We start from the raw sequence: 25,246 nt of genomic DNA on the forward strand, positions 1-25,246 counted from the left end.
GGGTCGTGCTACTGCGACTTACGTACCCGCAGATACCACTCGGACAGTAACCGCACCTGCTTTTCGGTATAACCGCGATCGACCATACGTGCGACGAAATCTTCGTGCTTGCGCTGATCCGAGGCTGACGCCTTGGCGTTGAAGGAGATCACCGGCAGCAACTCTTCGGTGTTGGCGAACATCTTCTTCTCGATCACGCCCTTGAGTTTTTCGTAGGACTGCCAGCTGGGATTCATGCCATTGTTCTGCGCCCGGGCGCGCAATACGAAGTTGACGACCTCATGGCGGAAATCCTTGGGATTGGAAATCCCTGCCGGCTTCTCGATTTTTTCCAGCTCCTCATTAAGGGCCTGGCGGTTGAATAGCTCCCCAGTCTCCGGATCGCGATACTCCTGATCCTGAATCCAGAAATCCGCATAGGTGACGTAGCGATCGAAGATGTTCTGGCCGTATTCGCTGTAGGATTCAAGATAGGCGGTCTGGATTTCCTTGCCGATGAAATCGACGTAGCGTGGCGCGAGGAACTCCTTGATGAAGCGCAGATAGCGCTCGTGAGTTTCCTTGGGAAGCTGCTCATGATCGAGGCGCTGCTCCAGCACGTAAAGCAGATGCACCGGATTCGCGGCGATTTCGTGGGTATCGAAGTTGAAGACCTTGGACAGTATCTTGAAGGCGAAGCGGGTCGAGCGCCCGTCCATGCCCTCATCGACACCGGCGGAGTCTCGATACTCCTGGATCGATTTGGCCTTGGGATCGGTATCCTTGAGATTTTCGCCATCATAGATGCGCATCTTGGAGTAGATACTCGAGTTCTCGGGCTCCTTGAGTCGGGAAAGCACCGAGAACTGGGCCAGCATGCGTAAGGTATCCGGAGCACAAGGCGCCTGGTTGAGAGACGAGTGCTCAAGCAGCTTCTTGTAGATATTGATCTCTTCGGACACTCGCAGGCAGTAGGGCACCTTGACGATATAAACCCGGTCGAGGAACGCTTCGTTGTTGCGATTATTACGGAATTGCTGCCATTCACTCTCGTTTGAGTGCGCCAGGACAACTCCATCGAAAGGAATTGCCCCCATGCCTTCCGTGGGATTGTAGTTGCCTTCCTGGGTCGCCGTGAGCAAAGGATGGAGCACCTTGATCGGTGCCTTGAACATCTCGACGAATTCCATCAACCCCTGATTGGCTTTACACAACCCACCCGAAAAGCTGTAAGCGTCCGGATCGTCCTGGGAATAGAGCTCGAGCTGGCGAATATCCACCTTACCCACCAGAGAGGAAATATCCTGGTTGTTCTCATCCCCCGGTTCAGTCTTGGAAATGGCGATCTGATTGAGTCGCGAGGGATGCAGCCGCACCACCCGAAATTTGGAAATATCGCCGCCATACTCCTTGAGTCGTTTGGCGGCCCAGGGCGACATCACGCTTTTAAAATAGCGTTGCGGAATGTTGTATTCCTTTTCCAGCAACTCACCATCATGTTCCGGCGAGAACAGTCCCAGGGGAGATTCATAGACCGGGGAATCCTTGATGGCGTAAAAAGGCACGCGCTCCATCAGCAGCTTGAGGCGTTCGGCCAGGGAGGACTTGCCCCCGCCGACAGGGCCGAGCAGATAAAGGATCTGCTTGCGCTCTTCCAGCCCTTGAGCCGCATGTCGGAAATACGCCACGATCTGCTCGATGGCGTCTTCCATGCCATAGAACTCGGAGAAGGCAGGGTAACGACGGATGACCTTGTTAGCGAAGATGCGTGATAGACGTGAATCCTTGGCCGTATCGATGACCTCAGGCTCGCCGATGGCCTTGAGCATTCGCTCTGCAGCCGAGGCATAGACGGAGGGGTCTTGGCGGCATAACTCCAGGTATTCCTGAAGACTCATTTCTTCTTGCTGAACCTGTTCATAGCGGTTCTGCACATGATCGAAGATACTCATTGAAGCCTCCTTGGTCGCGATCCCGGTCGCTCGACACAGATCAAAGCTTTCCGGACAGGCGTATTTATCAGCATAGACGGATAAACCAGCTGGCGAGGGAGAGCTTGCCCTGCGTTTTCAACGCAACCTCACTCACGCTCTTCTTTAATTGTTATGAACGTCAAGGGCCTAAATTGGTTCGCCCTCGCAAATAAGGAAGTTATGTAACAAAAATGTGTCATTTGCATCACGCTTTTCATAATGCCGCAGCCAAACGCGTTCCCTGATCGATGGCGCGCTTGGCATCGAGTTCCGCTGCCTTGTCCGCTCCGCCGATCACATGTACCGACACCCCGGCAGTCCGCAATGGTTCGAGCAGTTCCACCACCGACTCCTGACCGGCACAGACAACGACGTTGTCCACCTCCAGTAGCTTCGCCTGACCGTCGATGCGCACATGCAAGCCTGCATCATCGATTGCCACGTACTCACACCCGGCGATGGCCTGGACCTCGCGATGCCTCAGCGAGACGCGGTGCACCCAGCCGGTAGAGGTTCCCAAATCCTTGCCCGGTTTCGAGGCCTTGCGCTGCAGCAGATAGATCTGTCGCGGTGTCTCTGGACGCTTTTGTGCCTTGAGTCCACCCCGGTTGCTTACCGTGATATCGACTCCCCACTCATCGTACCAAGCCTCGGCATCAAGGGTCGGATGCCCGGCATGAGAGAGCAGTTCAGCGACATCGAAACCGATGCCCCCCGCGCCGATGATGGCGACCCGCCGTCCGACCCGCTCGGGCTGCAGGATGGCCTCAGGATAACTAATCACCTTGGGGTGGTCGCTGCCCGAGAGCGTTATATCTCGCGGGCGCACCCCCGTGGCGAGAATGACCTCATCGAAGCCGGTCAAGGTTTTTGGATCGGGCTCAGAGTTCAAGCGTACCTCAACACCATACTTGTCGAGCATTGTTCGATAGTAGCGTAGCGTCTCGTCGAACTCTTCCTTGCCCGGTATCTTGCGGGCGAAATTGAACTGCCCACCGAGTATGTCATTACGTTCGAACAGCACCACGCGATGACCGCGACTCGCGGCGGTTACCGCGCTGGCCAGCCCCGCCGGTCCGGCGCCGACCACGGCAATCGATTTCGGTGCTTCAGCGGGCAGTATCTCGAGTTCGGTTTCGTGACACGCCCGCGGATTGACCAGGCACGAGGTCAACTTGCCCTGAAAAGTATGATCGAGACAAGCCTGATTGCAGGCGATACAGGTATTGATCTCATCGCTTAGCCCGGCTGCGGCCTTCTTGATCCACTCAGGGTCGGCGAGAAAGGGACGCGCCATCGACACCATGTCTGCATGACCCTCGGCCAATACACGTTCGGCCACTTCGGGCATGTTGATCCGGTTGGTCGTAATGAGTGGAATGGTCAGTTCCGACTTCATGCGCCTGGACACCTCGGTAAACGCCGCCCGAGGCACGCTGGTCACGATGGTCGGCACCCTGGCCTCATGCCAGCCGATACCGGTGTTGATCAGGCTCGCTCCAGCAGCCTCGACGGCCCGCCCCAATGCCACCACCTCCTCCCAGGTGCTGCCTTCCTCGACCAGATCGATCATCGACAGGCGATAGATGATCAGGAAATTTGCGCCCAAGGACTCACGGATACGGCGCACTATCTCGACGGGGAAGCGAATACGGTTGGCGAGCTCGCCGCCCCAGTCGTCGTCGCGCTGGTTGGTACGCAGGCACACGAACTGATTGATCAGGTAGCCTTCGGAGCCCATGATCTCGACGCCGTCGTAACCGGCCTCCTTGGCCAATTGCGCGCAACGCACATAGTCGCCGATCTGAGCCTCGATCTCATCTGGCAAGAGCGCCCGAGGCGTAAACGGGTTGATGGGCGACTTGATGGCGGAAGGCGCCACCAATTCCGGCGAATAAGCGTAGCGACCGGCATGCAATATCTGCAGGCAGATACGACTGTCCTCGGCGTGGACCGCCGCCGTTATCTCATGGTGCTGAGCCGCTTCCTGTGCATTGGTGAGCTTGGCGGCCCCCTGAAATACCGCCCCTTCTGGATTGGGGGCAATACCGCCGGTCACGATCAATCCCACCCCGGCCCGGGCGCGCTCGCCGTAGAAGGCGGCCAAACGCGTGAAGCCATTGGGCGCCTCTTCGAGATTGGTATGCATGGAGCCCATGAGCACGCGGTTCTTGAGCGTTGTATTGCCTACATCGAGGGATCGAAACAGGTGGGGATAGGCAGGCATGACGCACTCCTCGCTCAGGCACGAATTCAAACAACCGTATGAGCAGTGTAGCGAAGCGCGATAGGGACACAAGCCCGACCAAGGGCGCAGAGCCGGAGCATGCTTCAACCAAGGAGAGCCAGAGCGCAAAAACCCCGAGCCATAAGACTCGAGGTTAACACCGACTATCGACAGTGGCGGACCGGACGGGACTCGAACCCGCGACCTCCGGCGTGACAGGCCGGCATTCTAACCGACTGAACTACCGGTCCGTGTGGTGGGTGGTACAGGACTCGAACCTGTGACCCCCAGCATGTGAGGCTGGTGCTCTAACCGGCTGAGCTAACCACCCTATCGATATAGATTCATCGATATAACTGCAGTATCACTGAATGACCAGATGGCGGACCGGACGGGACTCGAACCCGCGACCTCCGGCGTGACAGGCCGGCATTCTAACCGACTGAACTACCGGTCCTGCTTACTCTATGCTTGGCGACTCGGGCTGTCACATCCGACGACGCAAGGCTTGCAATATCATTCATGACTGTTTGTGAAATAGCCTCTGGAAATGGCGGACCGGACGGGACTCGAACCCGCGACCTCCGGCGTGACAGGCCGGCATTCTAACCGACTGAACTACCGGTCCCCATGATTTCCCGATGACGCGACGTCCCATACCAGAGTTGCATCGAAGATATGGTGGGTGGTACTGGGCTCGAACCAGTGACCCCCAGCTTGTAAGGCTGGTGCTCTTCCAACTGAGCTAACCACCCGTCACGTGGCGCTGCATTCTACAGCGCGACCATGGAATGTCAACGCTTTTTGCTAGCCAGCCTGGCGCAGGCTTTCCATTTCGATTTCATTGACTTGCCGGGGAAATGAAACATGCGCTTGCAAGCCATCGCGCAAAAGATTGAATTGCATTTTTACACCGCCCCTCATGCGGTGCAATGTCGCAGCAAGTCAGTGAGATATAAGGATTCAGGCTAGCATTTATCGCCTGTTGCACCCTGTTTACGGCCTCCATCGGTCACAACGTGCGCGCAATCAACCGTTACTTCTTATTTAGGTTACTGGGCGGCTACGCTAGAATCGGCGATCGACACCTTGATCTCTATCATGATGAAGGCGGAGGAGCTGGGGCATACTGTGACCCGGAAGTGCCTCCCTAACAACGCGTTCGATGGGAACAAAACATGAGCACAGCATTTGAACACCCGACCTATAATTATAAGGTCGTTCGGCAGTTCGCGATCATGACGGTGGTGTGGGGCATCGTGGGCATGGGCCTGGGTGTCTTTATCGCGGCACAACTGGTCTGGCCGGAATTGAACTTCGGCTTACCCTGGACGAGCTTCGGGCGTCTACGCCCCCTGCATACCAATGCGGTGATTTTCGCCTTTGGTGGCTCGGCCTTGATCGCCACCTCCTACTACGTCGTGCAGCGTACCTGCCAGACGCGTCTGATCTCCGACAAGCTGGCCGCCTTCACCTTCTGGGGTTGGCAGGCGGTAATCGTTTCGGCGGCCATCTCCCTGCCGCTGGGCTATACCACGACAAAGGAATACGCTGAGCTCGAGTGGCCGATCGACATCCTGATTGCCGTGGTGTGGATTTGTTATGCCATTGTCTTTCTGGGTACCATTCAGCAACGTAAAACGTCGCACATCTATGTGGCCAACTGGTTCTACGCCGCCTTCATTCTGACCATCGCCGTCTTGCATATCGTCAACTCCGCAGAAATTCCGGTCTCGGCGATGAAGTCCTATTCCGCCTACGCCGGTACCATCGATGCCATGGCGCAGTGGTGGTACGGTCATAACGCCGTCGGTTTCCTTCTCACCGCCGGCTTCCTGGGCATGATGTACTATTTCGTTCCCAAGCAAGCCGAGCGCCCGGTCTACTCCTATCGTCTATCCATCGTGCACTTCTGGGCGCTGATCACCACCTACATGTGGGCCGGTTCGCACCACCTGCACTATACCGCCCTGCCCAACTGGGCTCAGTCCCTGGGCATGATCATGTCGATCATTCTACTGGCGCCCTCTTGGGGTGGCATGATCAACGGCATGATGACGCTTTCCGGCGCCTGGCATAAGCTGCGTACCGATCCGACCCTGCGCTTTCTGGTCGTGGCCCTGTCATTTTACGGCATGTCGACCTTCGAAGGCCCGATGATGGCGGTCAAGACCGTCAACGCCCTGTCTCACTACACCGACTGGACCATTGGTCACGTTCACTCCGGCGCACTCGGCTGGGTGGCCATGATCACTATTGGCTCGCTGTATCACCTGATACCACGCTTGTTCGGGGGTACCGAGATGTACTCGGTCAAGCTGATCGCCGTGCATTTCTGGCTGGCCACCATCGGTACCGTGCTGTACATCACCTCCATGTGGGTCAACGGCATTCTGCAAGGCCTGATGTGGCGTGCAGTCAACGCCGACGGCACGCTGATGTACACCTTCGTCGAGGCACTCGAGGCCAGCCATCCCGGCTATGTCGTGCGCTGGATCGGTGGTTGTTTCTTCGCGTTTGGCATGTTGCTCATGGCCTACAACGTCTACATGACGACCAGAAGCATCGCACGCGAACAAGCGCCGGTTCTGCAGACCGCCTAAACAAACGGGAACTTGACATCAATGAGACACGAGATAATCGAGAAGAATGTTGGTCTGCTCTCCGTTCTGATCCTGGTGGTGATCAGCTTTGGAGGGCTAGCCGAGATCGTGCCGCTATTCTTCCAGGACAAGACCACAGAGCCGGTGGAAGGCTTGAAGCCGCTTAGCGCTCTGGAACTCGAGGGGCGCGACATTTATATCCGCGAAGGCTGTGTCGGCTGTCATTCGCAGATGATTCGCCCCTTCCGCGCCGAGACCGAGCGCTATGGGCATTACAGCGTCGCCGGCGAGTTCGTCTACGACCACCCCTTCCTGTGGGGTTCCAAGCGTACCGGCCCGGATCTGGCGCGGGTCGGTGGACGTTACAGCGACGACTGGCACCGTGCCCACCTCTACAACCCGCGGGATGTGGTGCCGGAATCGAAGATGCCGAATTATCCCTGGCTGTTCGAAAACACCCTGACCGGTGAGGACACCGCCGCCAAGATGAAGGCCTTGAGAAGTGTAGGTGTGCCGTACACCGACGAGCAGATTGCAGGGGCGACTCAAGAAGTCCGGGGCGAGCAGGAGATCACCGCCTTGGTGGCCTATCTGCAGCAACTCGGCACCGTACTCAAGGACGCGCGCTAAGTCATGGATATCGGAACCTTTCGCGGCATCACCACGCTGCTGGTCATGATCGCCTTTCTAGGCGTGGTGTACTGGGCCTATTCCAAGCGACGCAAGAAAGACTTCGATGAAGCGAAGAATCTTCCCTTCGCCGATGAGAACGACCAGACACTCCGCGACGGCCATCATTCAAAGAACAGCACACCATCCCGCCATGATGAGGGAGACAAGAATTCATGAATAACCTTTGGGGCGACTCCCTTTCCAGTTTCTGGAGCATCTGGATCATCGTTATCACCTTGGGCACCATCGTGTTCTGCTGGTGGATCCTGTTCGCCAACCGCAAGACGGATAAAGCACCGACGGTCGATGGCGAGGTCGAGACGACCGGCCATAGCGCCGATGGCATCGACGAATACGACAACCCCCTGCCCCGCTGGTGGTTCATGCTGTTCGTCGGCACCATCATCTTCTCCGTGGGCTATCTGCTGCTGTATCCCGGCCTGGGCAATTTCCAGGGAGTTCTCGGCTGGTCTCAGGAAGGGCAATGGGAAGAGGAAATCGCCTATGCCCAGGAGCAGTACGCGCCGATCTTCGCCAAGTACAGCGAAGTGCCAGTGCCGGAACTGGCCCAGGATGGCGAGGCCATGCGGGTTGCCGAGCGCATCTACCTCAACAACTGCGCGGTCTGTCATGGCTCCAACGCCCAGGGCGGCTACGGCTTTCCCAATCTGACCGACGACGCCTGGCTATATGGTGGCGAGCCGGAAAATATCATTACCACCCTCACCAACGGTCGTAACGGCCTGATGCCCGCCTGGCAGCAGCTGGGTGACAATAATCTGGAAAATGTCACCAGCTACGTACTGAGCCTGTCTGGTGAGGAGCATGACGCGGACAAGGCAAGTCAGGGAGAGGCAATCTTTACCTCTGCCTGCGTGGCGTGCCACGGCCCCGAGGGTAAGGGCAATCAGGCGATTGGCGCACCCAATCTGACCGATGCCGCCTGGCTCTATCGTCAACCCGGCCAGGAAACCCATGCGGCGGTACTAGAAACGCTGCGCAACGGACGTAACGGCCACATGCCCGCCCAGGCCGCCTATATTGGTGAAGACAAGGTGCATCTGGTCGCCGCCTACGTCTACAGCCTGTCCAATTGATCATCCTCGGGTGCGGCCGGCGGTCGCACCCAACCCTCTCTTCTTGCGATACTCGGTAAAATTACCCGGCTATCGGTCTCGACGTTTTTACCCGCCAGAGCCGATCCTCACCGTGACACGACAGGTGATTCCATGACGGACAAGATTCCGCTTCGCAATGTGACCCCGGACCCTGCCGTGGGCGCCCATGATCCAAAGCAGGGCGCGAAACAGGAGATGTATGCCAGTCGCAAGCATATCTACGTGCGCGAAATAAAGGGACTTTTTCAGCGTGTCCGGCGCAGCGCCAACTGGTTCTTGATGGCGCTCTACTTTGGTATTCCCTGGCTTTATTGGGGGGATCGTCAGGCGATCCTGTTCGATCTTCCCGCGCGAGAATTCCATATCTTCGGCGGCACCTTCTACCCCCAGGATTTCATGCTGCTCTCCTGGCTATTGATCATCTGTGCCTTCGGCCTGTTCTTCATCACGGTGTTCGCCGGGCGCGTCTGGTGCGGCTATACCTGCCCCCAGAGCGTGTGGACCTGGTTGTACATCTGGGTCGAACACCTCACCGAGGGCACCCGTAATCGGCGCATGAAACTCGACAAGCAGCCGACGAGCGGAGAAAAGGCGGCACGCAAAGGCGCCAAGCATGTGCTCTGGCTGGCGATCGCCTTCGCCACCGGTCTCACCTTCGTCGGCTACTTCACCCCGATTCGCGGCCTGGTCGCCGATTTTGCGACCCTTTCGGCAGGGGGTTGGGCATTGTTCTGGGTGGGCTTCTTCACCGTGTTTACCTATTTGAATGCCGGCTGGCTACGCGAACAGGTATGCATCTACATGTGTCCGTATGCGCGTTTTCAGTCGGTAATGTTCGACCAGGATACCCTGATCGTCTCCTACGACGAGGCGCGCGGCGAGCCACGTGGCGCGCGTAAACGCAATACCGACCATCAAGGCGAGCGCAGCATCGACCACCGCGAAAGAGGGTTGGGCGACTGCATCGACTGTGGACTTTGCGTGCAGGTCTGCCCCACCGGCATCGATATCCGTGACGGCTTGCAGGTTGAATGCATCACCTGCGCGGCCTGCATCGATGCCTGTGACAGTGTGATGGACAAGATGAACTACCCGCGGGGGCTGATTCGCTATACGACCGAGCATGCACTGGAAGGCGGCAAGACACACATCCTGCGTCCTCGCTTGATCGGCTATTTCATTGCGCTGTGTGTGATGATCGGACTGTTCGTGTGGACCGTCAGTGACCGCCTGCCCTTGGATGTGGATATCGAACGCGACCGTAATCAGCTTTACAGCATGACCCGTGAAGGCGACATCACCAATTCCTATATCCTGACGATCCGTAATCTGGACGACAAGGCGCATCGCTACGTGATCACCCCCAGTGGCTTGGAGGGCATCTCGTTGATAGGTAATGACATCATCAGCGTCGACGCCGGTCGTAGCACCACATTGCCGTTACAGCTTGCGGTGTCTCCCGACGCTCTCGACGCTCCAAGCAAGGCCATCATTCTCACGATCGAGGCCGAGGACGATCCTGACATCATCATGGCCAAGGAAGCCCGTTTCCTGGGTCAGGCACAGAGGTAGAATATGACGCAAGCACGTCCCTGGTACAAAGAGTTCTGGGCCTGGTTTTTGCTGGGAATACTGGGCCTGGCAGTGGCCATGGGCACCACTTTCCTAGTGGTATCGATCACCAGCTTCGACGGCATGGTGGTCGATGACTACTACAAGGAAGGGCTGGCCATCAACCAGACTCTCGAGCAGGATCATCGTGCCGCCGAACTGGGCATGGCGGCCATACTGCGTATCGATGATCTCAGCGGCGAGGTCGTGGTCGAGCTCGAAGGCGATGCACGGCCCGAGCAACTGGAACTGAACCTGATCTTCCCCTCCCAGAGTGGGCGCGACCAGCGCGTGGTCCTCGAGCAGGTCCGTAACGGCCATTATGTCGGCCAGCTCCCCCGTTCCTTGCAATATCGATGGTACGTGCAACTGCAGGCGAAAACCGCTGAGCCCGAATGGCGTCTATTGGGCGAGATCGAACTGCCTCGTCAGGAGCCGCTGACCCTGCGCGCGACCACTGGCGGGGCATGAGCGCATCGGCGAGCGCCCTCGACAGCGAGACGGGCTGCTACCACTGCGGCTCACCGGTGCCACGCGGCGCGCCTTGGTACATCGATCTCGCAGATGAGCGCCATGCGCTTTGCTGCCCGGGCTGCGAAGCGGTGGCTCACGCCATCGTGGATGGTGGGCTGGAGAGCTATTATCGCTTTCGTACCGAACTGCCCGAGCGCCCCGACGACCGTCAGATTCAGCGCGCCGATACCTGGGCGGTCTTCGATGATCCGGAGCTGCAACGCCAGTTCGTCCATTCCGCCGAGGATGATCGACTACAGGTTACTCTGGCGGTGGATGGCATCACCTGTGCCGCCTGCGCCTGGCTGATCGAACACCACCTCAATGCCCTGGATGGCATGAGCTCGAGTGCCGTCAATTTGAGCCACCACCGTCTGCATCTGGTCTGGGACCCGACACGCCTGAAGTTGTCGCGCATTCTTGCCGAACTGGCGGGTATCGGTTATCCGTCTCAACCCTACGAACCGGACCTGGCCCAGCAGAAACTGCAGCACGAAGAGCGTCAGTCCATCCGTCGCCTGATCGTTGCTGCGGTAGCGATGATGCAGGTGATGATGTTTTCCATTCCGCTCTATGTCTCGGGCCCGGGTGACATCAGTCGAGATTTTTTCCTGCTGTTTCATTGGCTTTCCCTGGCCCTGACCACACCGGTGGTGATGTATTCCGCCCTGCCGTTTTTCAAGAATGCACTGCGCGATCTACGTACTCGTCACCTGGGCATGGACGTGCCGGTCTCGATCGCCATTCTTGGCGCCTACCTGGCCAGCGCCTACGCGGTACTGACCGGTAGCGACGATGTGCATGGCACCCCGGTCTATTTCGATTCGGTGACCATGTTCACCTTCTTTTTATTGTTCAGCCGCTATATCGAGATGCGTGCACGTCGGCGAAATGGCCATAGCGGTAATGCCTTGTCCGGGGTCCTGCCTTCCAGCGCGATTCGCCTCGAGGCGGACGGCAGCGAACGGGTATTGCCTGCCAATCAATTGCAGCCCGGTGATCGAATACGCGTGCGTCCCGGCCACGGCGTACCGGCAGACGGAATCATCGTCGCCGGCCATTCGAGCCTCGACGAATCGATGCTGACCGGCGAGACACTCCCTGTCAGTCGCCGGGTCGGTGACAACGTCACCGGCGGCAGCCTCAACGTCGAAAGCCCGCTTGAAATCGACGTCACGCATAGCGGACGTGATGCCCGGGCGACGGACATCATGGAACTCAGCGACCGGGCCTTCGCCAGTCGCCCCAAGATCGCCGAACAGGCCTCGCACATGGCGCATCACTTCGTCACGAGTCTGTTGATCATCAGCCTCGCGGTCGCCATCGCCTGGAGCGTCATCGATCCCTCCCGGGTGTTGTGGGTCACGCTTTCGGTCCTGGTCGTGACCTGTCCCTGCGCCTTGGCCCTGGCGACGCCCACCGCCTTGACCGCAAGCCACGGCCAATTGCGACGCCGAGGCGTTCTGGTGACCCGCGCCAACGCCATCGAAGGGCTGGCCCAGGCAACCCGAGTAGTGTTCGACAAGACCGGCACGCTCACCGAAGGGCGCATGCGCCTGAAAAGCACCGAGTCACTCGACGCCGGCCTGGACGACGGTCAGGCTCGGGCGTTAGCGGCAGCGCTGGAGGCTCATTCCGAACACCCCATCGCCCAAGCCTTTCGCGATCACAACCACTCAGGTGTTACCGCCAGCGACGCGCGCAACGTACCGGGACAAGGGCTGGAAGGCACCATCAATGGCCAACGCTACCGATTGGGACGACCCGATTTCGCCATGGATGATCCACCATCGCCACCGGCTGAATACGGTCAATGGCTGCTGTTGTCCGTCCTTGAAGCTTCTAATATCACTCCGCTGGCCTGGTTCCGGCTCGACGACACGCTGCGCGAAGACGCCGAGGCGGCCATAGCCGCCCTTAAAAATCTAGGCCTCGAGGTGGAACTGTTGTCCGGCGATGCCAGTGCCGTGGTAGGAACGCTCGCTGATGAACTCGGTATCGCGACCTGGCAGGCGGGGGCCACGCCGGAAACCAAGCTCGCGCATATCCAGGCGTTACAGGCTAACGGGGAGCGCGTGGTCATGATCGGGGATGGAATCAACGATGTACCGGTGCTGGCGGCGGCCGATGTGTCGGTAGCCATGAACGGTGCCACCGATCTTGCCCGCACCAGCGCCGACGCCTTGTTGATGAGCCCTCGCCTGGGGCGTATCGTCGAGGCTGTGCAACTTGCCCGTCGTACACGACAGCTGATTCGACAGAATCTGTTGTGGGCACTGTGTTATAACCTTGGCGCCCTACCTCTGGCCGCGCTGGGTCTGGTACCGCCTTGGGTCGCCGCGCTGGGCATGTCGGCCAGTTCACTGGTCGTGGTGGGCAACGCGTTGCGACTCAACCGGAGCCCTGTCTCCGCCTTCTCTTCGTCAATGGCAACATCGTCATGAGCATCATCTACCTGCTGATTCCTATCTCGCTATTGCTGCTCTCCCTGGCCGTATGGGCGTTTTTCTGGGCGGTAAAGACGGGACAGTTCGACGATCTGGAGGGGCCTGCGCATCGTATTCTCTTCGATGAGGACGAAAACGATTTCACGGCGGAACAGCGCCAACGCCGACAGGCTCTGCGCCAACGGCGCACTGATGAGAACGCGGTCCCATCGGACGACCAGGACAAGACGTCACCCTGATGGATCCCACTGCCCTCGACCTGCCACCCTTGGCCGCGGCCTTCGTCTTCGGCCTGCTCGGCGGTGCCCATTGCATCGGTATGTGCGGCGGCATCATGAGCGCCCTGACCTTTGCCGTGCCCCCCAGCATGCGCAGTACCGCCCGATTGAGCGGGCTACTGCTGGGCTACAACCTGGGACGTATCGCCAGCTACATGATGGCCGGCGCCTTGGTCGCGGGCCTGGGAACGCTTCTTGGCAGCGCCAGCAACAGCCTGCGACTCGTGCTGCAGATACTAGCCGCCTTGATGCTGATTCTGATGGCACTGTACCTGGCCAACTGGTGGCGCGGGCTGATCCGCATCGAAGCGCTGGGCCGCCGTTTGTGGCGCTATATAGAGCCCCTGGGCCGACGCTTGATGCCGGTGGTCAAGATCCCCCAGGCGATCGCCTTGGGCGCTGTGTGGGGCTGGCTGCCCTGCGGTCTGGTCTATTCGATGCTGACCTGGAGCCTGGCCGGCGGCGATCCTGCGCGGGGCGCGGCCTTGATGGGGGCTTTCGGTCTGGGCACCCTGCCGGCGTTGCTGATCACCGGCGTTGCCGCCCGGCAGATGACCAATCTGATTCGTCATCCTGCCACCCGGACCATTGCGGCGCTGCTGATCATCGCTTTTGCGTTATGGCAGCTCTGGTCTCTGTGGCCGCAGCTCTTGCCCGGCAGTGGCAATGCGGCTCATGGTGGACACGCAGGCCATTTAGATGGGTGACACAAGATTTACGCCTCTCGCGCCAGCAGGTCCAAGGCCCCGATACGGTTGGTATTCATCGTCTCGCGCTTGGCCTCAAGGCCGTGAAAATCGAAGAGATCACGATCGGCAAGCTGGGAAGGAGCGACGTTGGTCACCGCCTTGAACATCGTCTCGAGCCTGCCTGGATGCTTTTTTTCCCATTCAGCGAGCATGTCCTTGACCACCTGCCGCTGCAGGTTGGGTTGGGAGCCGCACAGGTTGCAGGGGATGATCGGGAACGCCATCAGGCGGGCGAACTCGGCGATATCCGCTTCGCGGCAATAGGCCAGCGGACGGATGACGATATTGCGGCCATCGTCGGAGAGCAGCTTGGGGGGCATCGCCTTGAGCGTGCCTCCATAGAACATATTGAGAAACAGTGTCTCGAGGATGTCCTCGCGATGATGGCCTAGAGCCACCTTGGTCGCGCCGATCTCCTCGGCAAAACCGTACAACGAGCCACGCCGCAGCCGCGAGCAAAGTGCACAGGTCGTCTTGCCTTCCGGGGTCTTCTCCTTGACCACCGAGTAGGTGTCGCGCTCGAGGATATGGTAGGGCACCCCGAGGCCATCGAGATAGTGCGGCAATACGTGCTCGGGGAAGCCCGGTTGTTTTTGATCCAGATTGACCGCTACCAGTTCGAAATCGACCGGGGCGTTACGCTGTAGATTGCGCAGAATCTCGAGCAGGGTGTAGGAGTCCTTGCCACCGGACAGACAGACCATGACCTTGTCGCCTTCTTCGATCATGGCATAGTCGACGATGGCATTGCCGACCTGGCGACGCAGACGCTTCTGGAGTTTGTTGAACTCGTATTTGGGTTTACCGCTGAGCTCCGACATGGCGTGACACTACATGGTGAATTCAAGGGCGCCTATGCTACCACCACCCTCGCCACTCTGCGACGCCGTGTGCCTCTCCTACCTCCCAATCTTTCAGACGAGATCAGGCAAAGCCTAGGCTTCGTCTGAAAAGTCAGCGAGCGAAGTCTAGACAAGGCAAAAATTGGCGAAAGAGCGGAGTTTACGCGGTGTAAATGAGTATCTTGAGCCAATTTTTAACACCGTATAGACGAGCGCAGGTACTTTTCGGACAAAGCCTAGCACGCCTGGCACACGCCCTTTTTCAATCGCACATACATCAGTGCCGTGGTGACCGCATCGCCCAGCGCGGTATGCCGACCCATTACCGGGACACCGAGCTCTTTGGCAACCGTCTCGAAGCGTAGGTCGGGTTCCAGATCCGGGCGTGTCCTGCGTACCTCGCGTCGATAGATATGGAGCATGTCCAGGCAGGCGTTGGGCAGATCAAAGCCAAAGTGCGGTCGCAGGTGACGGTTGATCACCGCCAGATCGAAATCGATACACCAGCCGAGCAGCGGGCGATTGCCGATGAAGTCGAGCAGCTTTTCCAGGGCATCCGCCGGCGCTTCGCCACCATCGAGATCGACACCCCGCAAGCCGTGAATCTTGATCGAATCGCCACTCAGGCTTTGCGGGCACTGCAGGCGTAAATCCAGAGAGTCGCTGGTCAGCACCCGTCCTGCCTTGATACGCACCGCCGCCACCGACACCAACTCCGCCGTCTTGGTGTCGAGCCCGGTGGTTTCACAATCGATGGACACCATCTCGTCGCCGGTATAGGGGTTGAACAACCAGCCATATTGACCATCGGCTTGTCGTCGGCGATCGGCCACACGGCGCAAGGCTCGGATCATCGTGGTGCCTCTTTCTAATATTCCAGGTGAAAGCGATACGACAAACGCTGCTTGAAGCTCTTGACGATACCCAGCGCCTCCCGTAACAGATCCCGTTCCAGGGACGATAGCGTCTGCACCACCACCCGATTGGGCTCTTCGCTGTTCTGATTGTTGTCAAGGCGTGCTAACTGCTGCTTGAGCCTGAGTTCGGAAAATAGGGCAAGCGCCTCACCCAGGTCATCGGCGAAACTTCTTTCCAGGCGGCCCTCATCCGCCAGTGCCTCCAGTCTCGCGAGGGTCGAGGTCGGCAGAATCCGCCGCTCCAGCGCCAGAGTGCGCACGCCGTGCACGATGGGGAAAATTCCGCCTTTCTTGATATCGATACCGTGCTCGGGTTTCTTGAGAGTGCCGAACAGGGTCAAGGGCGTGGAAAAACTCAGGGCGGCACGGGCAAAATAGGAGAGCAGCAGCTCGTCTCGGGAACAGCGCTCGAAAAGATGATCGCGCAGTCTTTCTAGCAGGGTCGCATTCCCCGCTACCGCGTGGGCGTCCAGCATGATCGCCAGATTCATCAACGAGGCGCCGTCACGTTTGATGGCCCAGTGGGAGATGGTATCGCGCCAACCCGACTCGCTCTTCACCCACTCGGGATTCGACACCATGATGTTACCTGGACAAGGTGGGTAGCCCAGTTTGAGCAGGGTGTCCGTCAACCGCTGCATGTCTGACGCACATCCCGGCCACTCGGCGTCATCCGCCAGTATCAACGCATTGTCCTGATCGGTCTTGAGTATCTGCTCACCGCGCCCTTCACTCCCCATGACCAGCAAACAGCTTTGGCTCTGGTGTTCCGGGGACACGATGAAACCAAACGCCTTGTTGACGATACGTCCGTTGAGTGCAGCCAGTAGATCCATGACGAATTCCAGCCTCACGCCCTGGGCCATCAACGCCTTGACGAGTTCCGGCATGCGCGCGCTGGCCGCGGCAAGCGCCTCGAGATCATCGGCCTGCTCCACCTCCAGGCTGACCATATAGGAACGACTGGAAAAATAGCTGAGCACATCAGTCAGCTCGACAACCCCCACCGGCTGATCGTTCTCCAGCACGACCACCCGGGAGACCTTGTGCCGGGTCATGCTCACCAGCGCCTGGAACAGATAGTCCTCGGGCTGAGCCGAGACCAGCGTAAAATGGGCGATGCCCAGTGCCGGGCTATCCTTGTCCAGCCCTTCAAGCACCAGTGCATTGAGCAGATCAGTCTTGGTGATCATGCCATGACGCCCTGCCGCCTGGATCAACATGCTATCGGCATGACTGTCATTGAGCGCCGCCGCGGCCTGGGCCACGGTCGTCGCCTCACCGACGATGAGTGGAGGACGCAGGCAGTCAGCGATGCGCGCCAGCATGAACCCCGCCATGGTCATGCCACCCTCGTTACGCTGCTCGATCAGCAGACGAGTCTTGTTGGCCAATGTCTGGCGAAAGAACTCGGCAAACGCCGGATATTCCTCGCAGAGTTGCTCGAAGAGTGTCTTGGGCAGCAGATAGCAGAGCGTTTCCTGCTCGGCCTTGAAGCGGTAACGGCTCTTGCCATTGATGATACTGATCGCGCCGAACAGATCCCCCGCGGAGTAATGACCAATACGGCCTTGATCGCCGGGAAGCGTGTTATCCAGCTCCGCAACTTCGCCTTTGTGGATGATAAAGACGAATTCACCGGACTGGCCGGCATCGAGAATGATTTCCTCGTTATCGAAATAGCCTAAATCGACCCCCTTGCCTATCCGCGCCTTGCCCGACTCGTCGAGTAACGAGAAAGGGGGTTGTGAAAGATCGATATCGACTATCATGAAGCCCTCTTCCTATCCCTATCGGCTATTTCAGCCCTGCCGGTTCCGCGACGCTCATGCTGCCTTGCGACCAACCGTGGTGTTATCTTCATTGCAACCTGAACAACATCAAAACCGATTACCGGGCTCGCAATCGACCAGCGCGTGCTGCCAAGCGCATGTTTGTCCCATTGGATCAGCCGTCATGAACGTAGTTGGATAACCCAACATGACCATCGACCTCGATAATCGCCAAGCCAGAATAGCAACATCACGATTTTCGTAAAAAGCCAGACCATCGTTCTATATCTTAGAAACTAGACTATTGTCCCATGCACTACTGCCTAGACCATCGTCCTATGAAGCATCCGCCAGCCATAGGTTCACTTGCCATAAGTTGTTTTAAGCTATTGTATTTTAATGACTTTAAAACATAGAGATTAAATCTCATTTTCCTTATAGTACCAAAGTATAGGATTTTATTTTCCGCATTTGTTGCCCACTATTAACGTCGAGTCACGAAGCGCAATCGAATGCCGATGAAGCGCCTTGGTTTGATAGAACTAAAGACCAATAGCGTGATAGCACGGGGTTGATCGTGCCAATTGATAACTGTCCCAGGCCAGCGATTGCCTTGCCGTGTCCAATGAATTTTCGTGCGATTTTCCTCATTAAAACAAGCGGAGAACGATGATATGGCAGATGATAAATCCAATGCTGCTGCCTACTGGTCAGCGAACGTTCGCCTGATTACCGGCTGCCTGATTGTCTGGGCGCTGGTGTCTTATGGCTTCGCCATCCTGCTGCGCCCCTTGTTGTCAGGCATCCCCGTCGGCGGAACGGACCTGGGATTCTGGTTTGCCCAGCAGGGCTCCATCCTGACCTTTATCGGTATCATCTTCTTCTATGCCTGGAAGATGAACCGGCTTGATAAAAAGTTCGGGCTCGAGGAGTAAACCGACATGAGTCAATTCGCTATCAATCTCCTCTTCGTGGGCGCGTCGTTCGCTCTTTATATCGCCATCGCCATCTGGGCCAAGGCCGGCTCGACGAAAGACTTCTACGTTGCCGGCGGCGGCGTGCATCCGATCACCAACGGCATGGCCATCGGCGCCGACTGGATGTCGGCGGCCTCTTTCATCTCCATGGCTGGCCTGATCGCCGCCGGGGGTTATGCCAACTCCACCTTCCTGATGGGCTGGACCGGCGGCTATGTCCTGCTGGCAACCCTGCTGGCACCGTATCTGCGCAAGTTCGGCAAGTTCACGGTGCCGGAGTTCATTGGCGATCGCTTCTACAGCAAGACCGCGCGTCTGGTGGCGGTGGTGTGTCTCATCGTTGCCTCGGTGACCTACGTCATCGGTCAGATGGCCGGCGCCGGTGTGGCCTTCTCGCGCTTCCTGGAGGTCGATGCCACCATGGGGCTGATCATTGCCGCCATCGTGGTGTTCTTCTACTCCGTGCTCGGGGGCATGAAGGGCATCACCTACACCCAGGTCGCTCAGTACTGCGTGCTGATCACCGCCTACACCATCCCGGCGGTGTTCATCTCTCTCGAACTGACCGGGAATCCGCTGCCGCCGCTGGGCCTCTTCTCGGAGCATACCGAATCCGGCATGCCGCTGCTGGCCAAGCTCAACGAGGTCATTACCGATCTCGGGTTCAATCAGTACACGGCGGACGTGGACAACAAGCTGAACATGGTGCTGTTCACTCTGTCGCTGATGATCGGTACCGCGGGTCTGCCCCACGTCATCATCCGCTTCTTCACCGTGCCGAAGGTCGCCGATGCTCGCTGGTCCGCCGGCTGGGCCCTGGTCTTCATCGCCTTGCTCTACCTGACGGCACCGGCAGTCGCCTCCATGGCGCGCCTGAACCTGGTGAATACCATCTACCCGGACGGACCCAGCGCCGAGGCCATCCAGTACGAAGATCGTCCGAACTGGGTCAAGGAGTGGGAAATCACCGGCTTGATCCAGTACGACGACAAGAACGACGACGGTCGCATCCAGCTGTACAACTCGGATTCGGAAGCCTTCGCATCCACTGCCGAGTCCCGGGGTTGGGAAGGCAATGAGCTGGAGGTCAACCAGGACATTCTGGTACTGGCCAACCCGGAGATCGCCAATTTGCCCGGTTGGGTCATCGGTCTGATCGCTGCGGGGGGGCTGGCAGCTGCGCTGTCGACCGCCGCCGGTCTACTGCTGGCCATCTCCTCGGCCATCAGTCACGACCTGATCAAGGGCGCGATCAATCCCAGGATCACCGAGAAAGGCGAGCTCCTGGCGGCGCGGATTTCCATGTCGGTGGCCATCATCGTGGCTACCTACCTGGGCGCCAATCCTCCAGGCTTCGCGGCTCAGGTAGTGGCACTGGCCTTCGGCATCGCCGCGGCATCGCTGTTCCCGGTGCTGATGATGGGAATCTTCTCCAAGCGGGTGAACAACACGGGCGCCATCGCCGGCATGCTTGCAGGCCTGGGCTTCACGCTGGTGTACATCTTCATCTACAAGGGCTGGTTCTTCATTCCGGGCACCAATAACCTGGCGGACATTCCAGCGAATTATGTGCTGGGCATCTCGCCGCTATCCATCGGCGCCGTGGGGGCGATCATCAACTTCGCCGTGGCCTTCAGTGTATCCAGGGCTACTGCTCCCCCGCCGCAGGAAATCCAGGACCTGGTGGAAAGCGTGCGCTATCCGAAAGGCGCTGGCGGTGCAGTCGACCACTAGGCTTCGTCTGAAAATCAGCGAGCGAAGTCTAGGCAAGGCAAAAATTGGTGACAAATCAGCAGGATAACCGATTTGGGCAGTCCTGCTGCTCGAAGAGCGAGCAACATGGATGTTGCGAGTCCAAGAGCGGGGTTTACGTGGTGTAAATGAGCATCTTGATCGGACTCGCGCACGAGCCAATTTTTAACGCCGCATGGACGAGCGCAGGTACTTTTCGGACAAAGCCTAAGCCATAATGGCGTTCGGACTGCCATCAGGAAATCAGCATCAGTCGGGCTTCTCTCGGGGAGCCCGACTGCTTTGGAGACGATCGATTCATGGTATGGCATCTGGTTGCAGCGGTATTTGCCGGCCTGGGAGCGGCAGGCGTGGGGCTTTTGCTGCGGATCATCAGTGGCAAGCGCTTGCCACGCTGGGTTGTGCCGGTCTTCGCAGGCCTCGGTATGCTGGCCTATCAGGTGCATTACGAATACGCCTGGTTTGACGATAAACGAGCGCGACTTCCCGAAACAGCAACGGTCGTGTCCACCGATGAAGAGCAGATGATCTGGCGGCCCTGGACCTACCTGGTTCCGTTGACCACCGCCTTCAGTGTCGTCGATCAGGACAATCTGGTGAGATCACAGGTCAATGGTGAGGCACTGGTCGAGTTCATCCTTTACCAGTTTGAAAAGAGTTATCAGGATCTGGTGACACATCGGGCGTACCTGATCAATTGTGCCACCCGGGAAAAGCTGCCTCTGACGGATGAAAATCGTCAGCCCGACCTATCTGAACTGCAAGATATCGACCCTTCAACCCTCTTGTTTCAGGCGGTCTGCCTCGATACATAACATCTCCTTCTTCATTGCCCTAGAATAGGCGCAGGGAAGAGGGAGAATCTATGTTTCATGGCTGGCTGCTGATCGCCATCTCGCTATTCTACATCGCCATTTTGTTCTGCATTGCCTGGCGTGGCGATCGTCGTGCCCGTTTGTTGGGCGCGGCACAACGACGACCCATCATCTACAGCCTGGCACTGGCGATCTATTGCACTTCCTGGACCTTCTACGGTGCCGTCGGACAGGCCGCCACCTCCGGCTGGTCCTTTGCCAGTATCTTCGTTGGCCCGGTGTTGACCTTCGTTCTGTTCTGGCCGGTGCTGGCCAAGATGATTCGCGTCGCCAAACGCCAGAATGTGACCTCGATAGCCGATTTCATCGCGTCGCGCTATGGCAAGACCCAGTCGCTTGCCGCCTTCGCCAGTCTGGTGGCACTGGTCGGCACGCTGCCCTATATCGCCTTGCAGCTGAAAGCCGTGTCCACTTCGTTTACCGTGCTCACGGCCTCTTCGGACATGACCCGTGCTCCGCTGTTCGCCGATACCGCCTTCTATGTGGCGGCGGTCATGGCCATCTTCGCGATTTTATTTGGCACGCGGCACACCGATGCCACCGAACATCACGAGGGCTTGATTCATGCCATCGCCTTCGAGTCTGTGGTCAAGCTGCTCGCCTTCCTGGTGCTGGGTGCCTACGTCACCTGGGGCATGTTCGATGGCCTGGGCGATCTGCTCGGTCGCGCAGACAACGCCCTCGCACTGCAACGCCAACTGAGCGAGCAGGACTTCGGCCAGGGCTTCTGGGCGCAGACACTGCTGGCCATGCTGGCGATCTTCTGCCTACCCCGCCAGTTTCATGTCGCCGTGGTCGAAAATACTCACCCGGATGACGCCGCCCGGGCGCGCTGGCTGTTCCCGCTTTATCTCATCGCCATTGGCTTTTTCGTATTGCCGGTGGCCGCCGCCGGATTGACGCTGTTTCCTGATGGCAGAGTTTCGCCGGACACCTATATGCTGGCGCTGCCTATCGCCGCCGACAACGAACTTCTGACCCTGCTGACCTTCATCGGTGGCTTTTCCGCTGCCACCGGCATGGTCATCGTCGCCGCCGTTGCCGTATCGATCATGATCTCCAATGAGATCGTCATTCCGCTGCTGTTCCGCTTGCGTTGGTTCGATACCAAGGCCAGGGATTATGGCCGACTGGTGCTGCGAGCCCGGCGCATCACCATCCTGGTTATCCTGGCCTTGGCCTATGGTTTCTATAAGCTGACCGCGGAATTCAGCTCGCTGGCCTCCACCGGCATGCTGTCCTTTGCCGCTGCGGCGCAATTCGCTCCGGCACTGCTCGGCGGGCTCTACTGGAAACGTGGCAACCGCCTCGGGGTTATCGTCGGGATGAATGTCGGCTTTGCCGTCTGGGCCTATGCGCTATTGCTACCGACCCTGGTCAATGCCGGCGTGATCCCTGGCGCCTGGCTCACACTCAGCCCTCTGGGCATCGATTGGCTGACACCGACGCATCTGTTTGGCTTCAACATCGGCGATCCTTTCACCCACGGGGTGATGCTGTCGCTTGGGCTCAATCTGTTCGGATACATCTTCGTCTCCCAGATCACCTCGCAGCGCGTGGTGGAGCGTATTCAGGCCTCATTGTTCGTCGACAGTGTCGAAACCCGCCAGACCTCGGTGAATCGCCCCTGGACCGGCGCCACCACCGTGGACGATCTGCGCGTACTCTGTGAGCGCTTTCTGGGCGCCGACCAAGTGCAGAGCGCCTTTGACGATTATGCAAGACGCAATGGCCAGCTGCTGGAATACAACGCCCGGGCGTCGATCGACGTCATCCAGTTCACCGAACGCCTGCTGGCCTCGGTACTCGGCGCCTCATCGGCGCGCATCGTCGTCAATTCGGCACTCCAGGGACGCGGCATCGGTATCTCCGATGTCATCTCCATCGTCGATGAGGCGTCCCAGGTACTGGAGTTCAACCGGGCCCTATTGCAGGCCACCCTGGAGAACGTCAATCAGGGCATCAGCGTGGTCGATCAGAATCTACGCCTGGTGGTATGGAATCAGCGCTATCTGGAGCTGTTCCGTTTCCCCGACCACCTGATTCGCGTCGGCGCCTCGATCGCCAAGATTTTTCGCTACAATGCCCACAACGGCGAATATGGTCCGGGCGACCCGGAAGAACACGTCGGCCTGCTACTCGATAACATTCGTCAGGGTCAGCCCCATCGCTACGTGCGCTATCGACAGGACGGCAGCGTGCTCGATGTTCAAGGCAACCCCATGCCCGGCGGGGGCTTCGTCTACACCTATCAGGACATCACCCAGCAAAAGCGCACCGAGGAAGCGCTGATTCGCTCCGAGAACAATATCCGTATCTATACCGATAATGTGCCGGCGCTGATTGCCTACTTTGACAAGGAGTGTCGTTACCTTTTCACCAACCGGGCCTACGAACAAATCTTCGACATCGATCGTAATACCGTCATCGGGGAGCGGATGGAGGATGTCATGTCCGTGGGGATTGCCCAGGATCGCGCCCCCTGGATGCAGCGGGCCCTGGCCGGCGAGCGGGTCAGCTTCGAAATCTCGCAGGATGATGGCGATGGGGGAACCCGCTACATGCTGGTCACGTACACCCCCCATTTCGGCGATAGCGGCACCATCCTCGGTTTCTTTGCGCTCTATCAGGACATCACCGAGCGTCGGCTGGTCGAGATTGCACTGCAGGAAACCAACGAGAATCTCGAGGAACGCGTTCGCGAGCGCACCCAGGCACTCTCCAAGGCCAATGCCGCGCTTCGCCAGGAAAACCGGGTGCGGGCCGAAGCCGAACAGGCGTTACGCCAGGCCAAGCAGACTGCCGAGGATGCCAATGCTTCGAAAACCCGATTCCTGGCTGCTGCCAGTCACGATCTGCTACAGCCGCTCAATGCTGCGCGGCTCTTCACATCCGCTCTTTCCCAGCAGAACGATGCCGCCGATCTCAAGCGCACCGTCGGCCATATCGATAATTCCCTGCAGGCCGCCGAAGAGCTTTTGAGTACGCTGCTGGATATTTCGAAACTGGATGCCGGTGCCCTTACACCTCGACGCGCACACTTCCCCCTGGCCAACATCTTCCGCCCCCTGAGAGCCGAATTCGAGGTAATGGCCGAGGAGAGAGGACTCGATCTGGTCGTGGTGGCCACCCATACCTGGGTCGATAGCGATGCCCAGATGTTACGTCGCATCGTGCAGAACTTTCTCGCCAATGCGCTGCGCTATACCCAGCATGGCCGCGTGCTGTTGGGTTGTCGGCGTCATGGCCAACGCCTGACCATCGAGGTCTGGGATACCGGGCCAGGCATTCCCGACTCCAAGCTCTGCGAGATATTTCAAGAGTTTCGCCGCCTTGATCAGGTATCACGTCATAAGGAAAGTGAAAAAGGGCTGGGACTGGGGCTTTCCATCGCCGACCGTATGAGCCGAGTGCTCGACCATCCCATCCGGGTACGTTCTCGGGAGGGAATGGGTACGCTATTTTCGGTGGAGGTGCCTCGGGTGCCTGCCCTGGAGACTCAGCATACAAGCGACGATACTCCCCGTCGGCGCGCTGGCAACAAGCTGGCCGGCACCCGGATAGTCTGTATCGACAACGAGACGCTGATTCTGGAAGGCATGAAGGCGATGCTATCCGGCTGGGGGTGCGAGGTATTCACCGCCACCTCGATCGGCGGTGCCAAGTCGATCCTGCGTCATCTTGACAACGATCCGGATGCGATACTGGCCGACTATCATCTGGATAACGAGGTCACCGGGTTGATGGCCCTGGATTCCCTGGCCGAGCGTTTTCAGGGGGCAATACCCGGCATCGTGATCACTGCCGATCGTACCGACGAGGTGGCGGAGGAGATCAAGCGGGCCGGCTATCATCTACTGTTGAAGCCGGTACGCCCCGCGGCGTTACGCGCGCTGCTGACACGCACGCTGCAAGCCAGCCGCGCATTTCATTGAATTGTG

The 25,246-nt window shown here is 58.5% G+C and carries 18 protein-coding genes and 5 tRNA genes; 13 read left to right on the forward strand and 10 right to left on the reverse strand.

Annotated elements, in window-relative coordinates:
• Positions 1 to 8 precede the first annotated feature (8 nt).
• The 7 genes from ACPF7Z_RS00610 to ACPF7Z_RS00640 all read right to left on the reverse strand — a co-directional run bounded on the left by ACPF7Z_RS00610 (position 9) and on the right by ACPF7Z_RS00640 (position 4,934).
• Positions 9 to 1,931 carry a PrkA family serine protein kinase gene (locus ACPF7Z_RS00610; protein ID WP_425191218.1) on the reverse strand — a complete coding sequence of 641 codons (1,923 nt, stop codon included), beginning with the start codon at positions 1,929 to 1,931 and terminating at the stop codon, positions 9 to 11.
• Positions 1,932 to 2,166: 235 nt separating this feature from the next.
• Positions 2,167 to 4,179, reverse strand: a complete 2,013-nt coding sequence (locus tag ACPF7Z_RS00615; protein WP_425191219.1) for an FAD-dependent oxidoreductase — start codon at positions 4,177 to 4,179, stop codon at positions 2,167 to 2,169.
• Between the two features lie 174 nt (positions 4,180 to 4,353).
• A tRNA-Asp gene (locus ACPF7Z_RS00620) sits at positions 4,354 to 4,430 on the reverse strand.
• A gap of 3 nt (positions 4,431 to 4,433) precedes the next feature.
• Positions 4,434 to 4,510: transfer RNA gene (locus ACPF7Z_RS00625), tRNA-Val, on the reverse strand.
• A 49-nt stretch (positions 4,511 to 4,559) separates the two neighbouring features.
• Positions 4,560 to 4,636: transfer RNA gene (locus tag ACPF7Z_RS00630), tRNA-Asp, on the reverse strand.
• A 94-nt stretch (positions 4,637 to 4,730) separates the two neighbouring features.
• A tRNA-Asp gene (locus tag ACPF7Z_RS00635) sits at positions 4,731 to 4,807 on the reverse strand.
• 51 nt (positions 4,808 to 4,858) lie between these two features.
• Positions 4,859 to 4,934: transfer RNA gene (locus ACPF7Z_RS00640), tRNA-Val, on the reverse strand.
• Between the two features lie 423 nt (positions 4,935 to 5,357).
• On the opposite strand from ACPF7Z_RS00640, the gene ccoN reads away from it, so the two are divergent.
• The 9 genes from ccoN to ACPF7Z_RS00685 all read left to right on the forward strand — a co-directional run bounded on the left by ccoN (position 5,358) and on the right by ACPF7Z_RS00685 (position 14,128).
• Entirely contained in the window at positions 5,358 to 6,782 is a 1,425-nt protein-coding gene (ccoN, locus tag ACPF7Z_RS00645; RefSeq protein WP_425191220.1) for a cytochrome-c oxidase, cbb3-type subunit I, read from the forward strand.
• 21 nt (positions 6,783 to 6,803) lie between these two features.
• Positions 6,804 to 7,412: a cytochrome-c oxidase, cbb3-type subunit II gene (gene ccoO, locus ACPF7Z_RS00650; protein ID WP_425191221.1), complete on the forward strand. Its 609-nt coding sequence runs from the start codon at positions 6,804 to 6,806 to the stop codon at positions 7,410 to 7,412.
• A 3-nt stretch (positions 7,413 to 7,415) separates the two neighbouring features.
• Positions 7,416 to 7,631, forward strand: a complete 216-nt coding sequence (locus ACPF7Z_RS00655) for a cbb3-type cytochrome oxidase subunit 3 (RefSeq protein WP_425191222.1) — start codon at positions 7,416 to 7,418, stop codon at positions 7,629 to 7,631.
• On the forward strand, positions 7,628 to 8,551 hold the full coding sequence (gene ccoP / locus ACPF7Z_RS00660) for a cytochrome-c oxidase, cbb3-type subunit III (protein WP_425191223.1): 924 nt from the start codon (positions 7,628 to 7,630) through the stop codon (positions 8,549 to 8,551). Before ACPF7Z_RS00655 ends, ccoP begins: the two co-directional genes overlap by 4 nt.
• Positions 8,552 to 8,683: 132 nt before the next feature.
• The gene (gene ccoG / locus ACPF7Z_RS00665) at positions 8,684 to 10,144 is read left to right on the forward strand and encodes a cytochrome c oxidase accessory protein CcoG (protein ID WP_425191224.1); all 1,461 of its coding nucleotides are present in this window, start codon (positions 8,684 to 8,686) and stop codon (positions 10,142 to 10,144) included.
• 3 nt (positions 10,145 to 10,147) lie between these two features.
• Complete coding sequence (locus ACPF7Z_RS00670) at positions 10,148 to 10,654, forward strand: FixH family protein (RefSeq protein WP_425191225.1); 507 nt, start codon at positions 10,148 to 10,150, stop codon at positions 10,652 to 10,654.
• Complete coding sequence (locus ACPF7Z_RS00675; protein ID WP_425191226.1) at positions 10,651 to 13,140, forward strand: heavy metal translocating P-type ATPase; 2,490 nt, start codon at positions 10,651 to 10,653, stop codon at positions 13,138 to 13,140. The genes ACPF7Z_RS00670 and ACPF7Z_RS00675 overlap by 4 nt, the downstream gene beginning before the upstream one ends.
• A complete protein-coding gene (ccoS, locus tag ACPF7Z_RS00680) occupies positions 13,137 to 13,382 on the forward strand; it encodes a cbb3-type cytochrome oxidase assembly protein CcoS (protein WP_425191227.1) in 246 nt (81 codons plus the stop codon). Before ACPF7Z_RS00675 ends, ccoS begins: the two co-directional genes overlap by 4 nt.
• Positions 13,382 to 14,128, forward strand: a complete 747-nt coding sequence (locus tag ACPF7Z_RS00685) for a sulfite exporter TauE/SafE family protein (protein WP_425191228.1) — start codon at positions 13,382 to 13,384, stop codon at positions 14,126 to 14,128. The genes ccoS and ACPF7Z_RS00685 overlap by 1 nt, the downstream gene beginning before the upstream one ends.
• An 8-nt stretch (positions 14,129 to 14,136) precedes the next feature.
• Here ACPF7Z_RS00685 and ttcA read toward each other — a convergent pair whose 3' ends face one another.
• From ttcA to ACPF7Z_RS00700, 3 genes are all read right to left on the reverse strand, one after another.
• The gene (gene ttcA, locus ACPF7Z_RS00690; RefSeq protein WP_425191229.1) at positions 14,137 to 14,991 is read right to left on the reverse strand and encodes a tRNA 2-thiocytidine(32) synthetase TtcA; all 855 of its coding nucleotides are present in this window, start codon (positions 14,989 to 14,991) and stop codon (positions 14,137 to 14,139) included.
• Between the two features lie 257 nt (positions 14,992 to 15,248).
• Positions 15,249 to 15,866: a 3'-5' exonuclease gene (locus tag ACPF7Z_RS00695; protein ID WP_425191230.1), complete on the reverse strand. Its 618-nt coding sequence runs from the start codon at positions 15,864 to 15,866 to the stop codon at positions 15,249 to 15,251.
• Positions 15,867 to 15,880: 14 nt separating this feature from the next.
• Positions 15,881 to 17,698, reverse strand: a complete 1,818-nt coding sequence (locus ACPF7Z_RS00700; RefSeq protein ID WP_425191354.1) for a DUF294 nucleotidyltransferase-like domain-containing protein — start codon at positions 17,696 to 17,698, stop codon at positions 15,881 to 15,883.
• A gap of 677 nt (positions 17,699 to 18,375) precedes the next feature.
• Here ACPF7Z_RS00700 and ACPF7Z_RS00705 point away from each other — a divergent pair.
• The 4 genes from ACPF7Z_RS00705 to ACPF7Z_RS00720 all read left to right on the forward strand — a co-directional run bounded on the left by ACPF7Z_RS00705 (position 18,376) and on the right by ACPF7Z_RS00720 (position 25,240).
• Entirely contained in the window at positions 18,376 to 18,636 is a 261-nt protein-coding gene (locus tag ACPF7Z_RS00705) for a DUF4212 domain-containing protein (protein ID WP_425191231.1), read from the forward strand.
• A 6-nt stretch (positions 18,637 to 18,642) separates the two neighbouring features.
• Positions 18,643 to 20,412, forward strand: coding sequence for a sodium:solute symporter family protein (locus tag ACPF7Z_RS00710; RefSeq protein WP_425191232.1), 1,770 nt, complete (start codon positions 18,643 to 18,645; stop codon positions 20,410 to 20,412).
• A gap of 317 nt (positions 20,413 to 20,729) precedes the next feature.
• A complete protein-coding gene (locus ACPF7Z_RS00715) occupies positions 20,730 to 21,245 on the forward strand; it encodes a hypothetical protein (RefSeq protein WP_425191233.1) in 516 nt (171 codons plus the stop codon).
• A gap of 50 nt (positions 21,246 to 21,295) precedes the next feature.
• Complete coding sequence (locus ACPF7Z_RS00720; RefSeq protein WP_425191234.1) at positions 21,296 to 25,240, forward strand: hybrid sensor histidine kinase/response regulator; 3,945 nt, start codon at positions 21,296 to 21,298, stop codon at positions 25,238 to 25,240.
• Positions 25,241 to 25,246: the final 6 nt, after the last annotated feature.

Origin of the sequence: Halomonas sp. GXIMD04776, assembly GCF_049808615.1 — a bacterium.
Classification (GTDB): domain Bacteria; phylum Pseudomonadota; class Gammaproteobacteria; order Pseudomonadales; family Halomonadaceae; genus Modicisalibacter.

Bases quoted from the DNA above. Each gene is read 5' to 3' on its own strand.
- ACPF7Z_RS00610 (WP_425191218.1), bottom strand. From the start codon at position 1,931: ATGAGTATCTTCGATCATGTGCAGAACCGCTATGAACAGGTTCAGCAA.
- ACPF7Z_RS00615 (WP_425191219.1), bottom strand. From the start codon at position 4,179: ATGCCTGCCTATCCCCACCTGTTTCGATCCCTCGATGTAGGCAATACA.
- ccoN (WP_425191220.1), top strand. From the start codon at position 5,358: ATGAGCACAGCATTTGAACACCCGACCTATAATTATAAGGTCGTTCGG.
- ccoO (WP_425191221.1), top strand. From the start codon at position 6,804: ATGAGACACGAGATAATCGAGAAGAATGTTGGTCTGCTCTCCGTTCTG.
- ACPF7Z_RS00655 (WP_425191222.1), top strand. From the start codon at position 7,416: ATGGATATCGGAACCTTTCGCGGCATCACCACGCTGCTGGTCATGATC.
- ccoP (WP_425191223.1), top strand. From the start codon at position 7,628: ATGAATAACCTTTGGGGCGACTCCCTTTCCAGTTTCTGGAGCATCTGG.
- ccoG (WP_425191224.1), top strand. From the start codon at position 8,684: ATGACGGACAAGATTCCGCTTCGCAATGTGACCCCGGACCCTGCCGTG.
- ACPF7Z_RS00670 (WP_425191225.1), top strand. From the start codon at position 10,148: ATGACGCAAGCACGTCCCTGGTACAAAGAGTTCTGGGCCTGGTTTTTG.
- ACPF7Z_RS00675 (WP_425191226.1), top strand. From the start codon at position 10,651: ATGAGCGCATCGGCGAGCGCCCTCGACAGCGAGACGGGCTGCTACCAC.
- ccoS (WP_425191227.1), top strand. From the start codon at position 13,137: ATGAGCATCATCTACCTGCTGATTCCTATCTCGCTATTGCTGCTCTCC.
- ACPF7Z_RS00685 (WP_425191228.1), top strand. From the start codon at position 13,382: ATGGATCCCACTGCCCTCGACCTGCCACCCTTGGCCGCGGCCTTCGTC.
- ttcA (WP_425191229.1), bottom strand. From the start codon at position 14,991: ATGTCGGAGCTCAGCGGTAAACCCAAATACGAGTTCAACAAACTCCAG.
- ACPF7Z_RS00695 (WP_425191230.1), bottom strand. From the start codon at position 15,866: ATGATCCGAGCCTTGCGCCGTGTGGCCGATCGCCGACGACAAGCCGAT.
- ACPF7Z_RS00705 (WP_425191231.1), top strand. From the start codon at position 18,376: ATGGCAGATGATAAATCCAATGCTGCTGCCTACTGGTCAGCGAACGTT.
- ACPF7Z_RS00710 (WP_425191232.1), top strand. From the start codon at position 18,643: ATGAGTCAATTCGCTATCAATCTCCTCTTCGTGGGCGCGTCGTTCGCT.
- ACPF7Z_RS00715 (WP_425191233.1), top strand. From the start codon at position 20,730: ATGGTATGGCATCTGGTTGCAGCGGTATTTGCCGGCCTGGGAGCGGCA.
- ACPF7Z_RS00720 (WP_425191234.1), top strand. From the start codon at position 21,296: ATGTTTCATGGCTGGCTGCTGATCGCCATCTCGCTATTCTACATCGCC.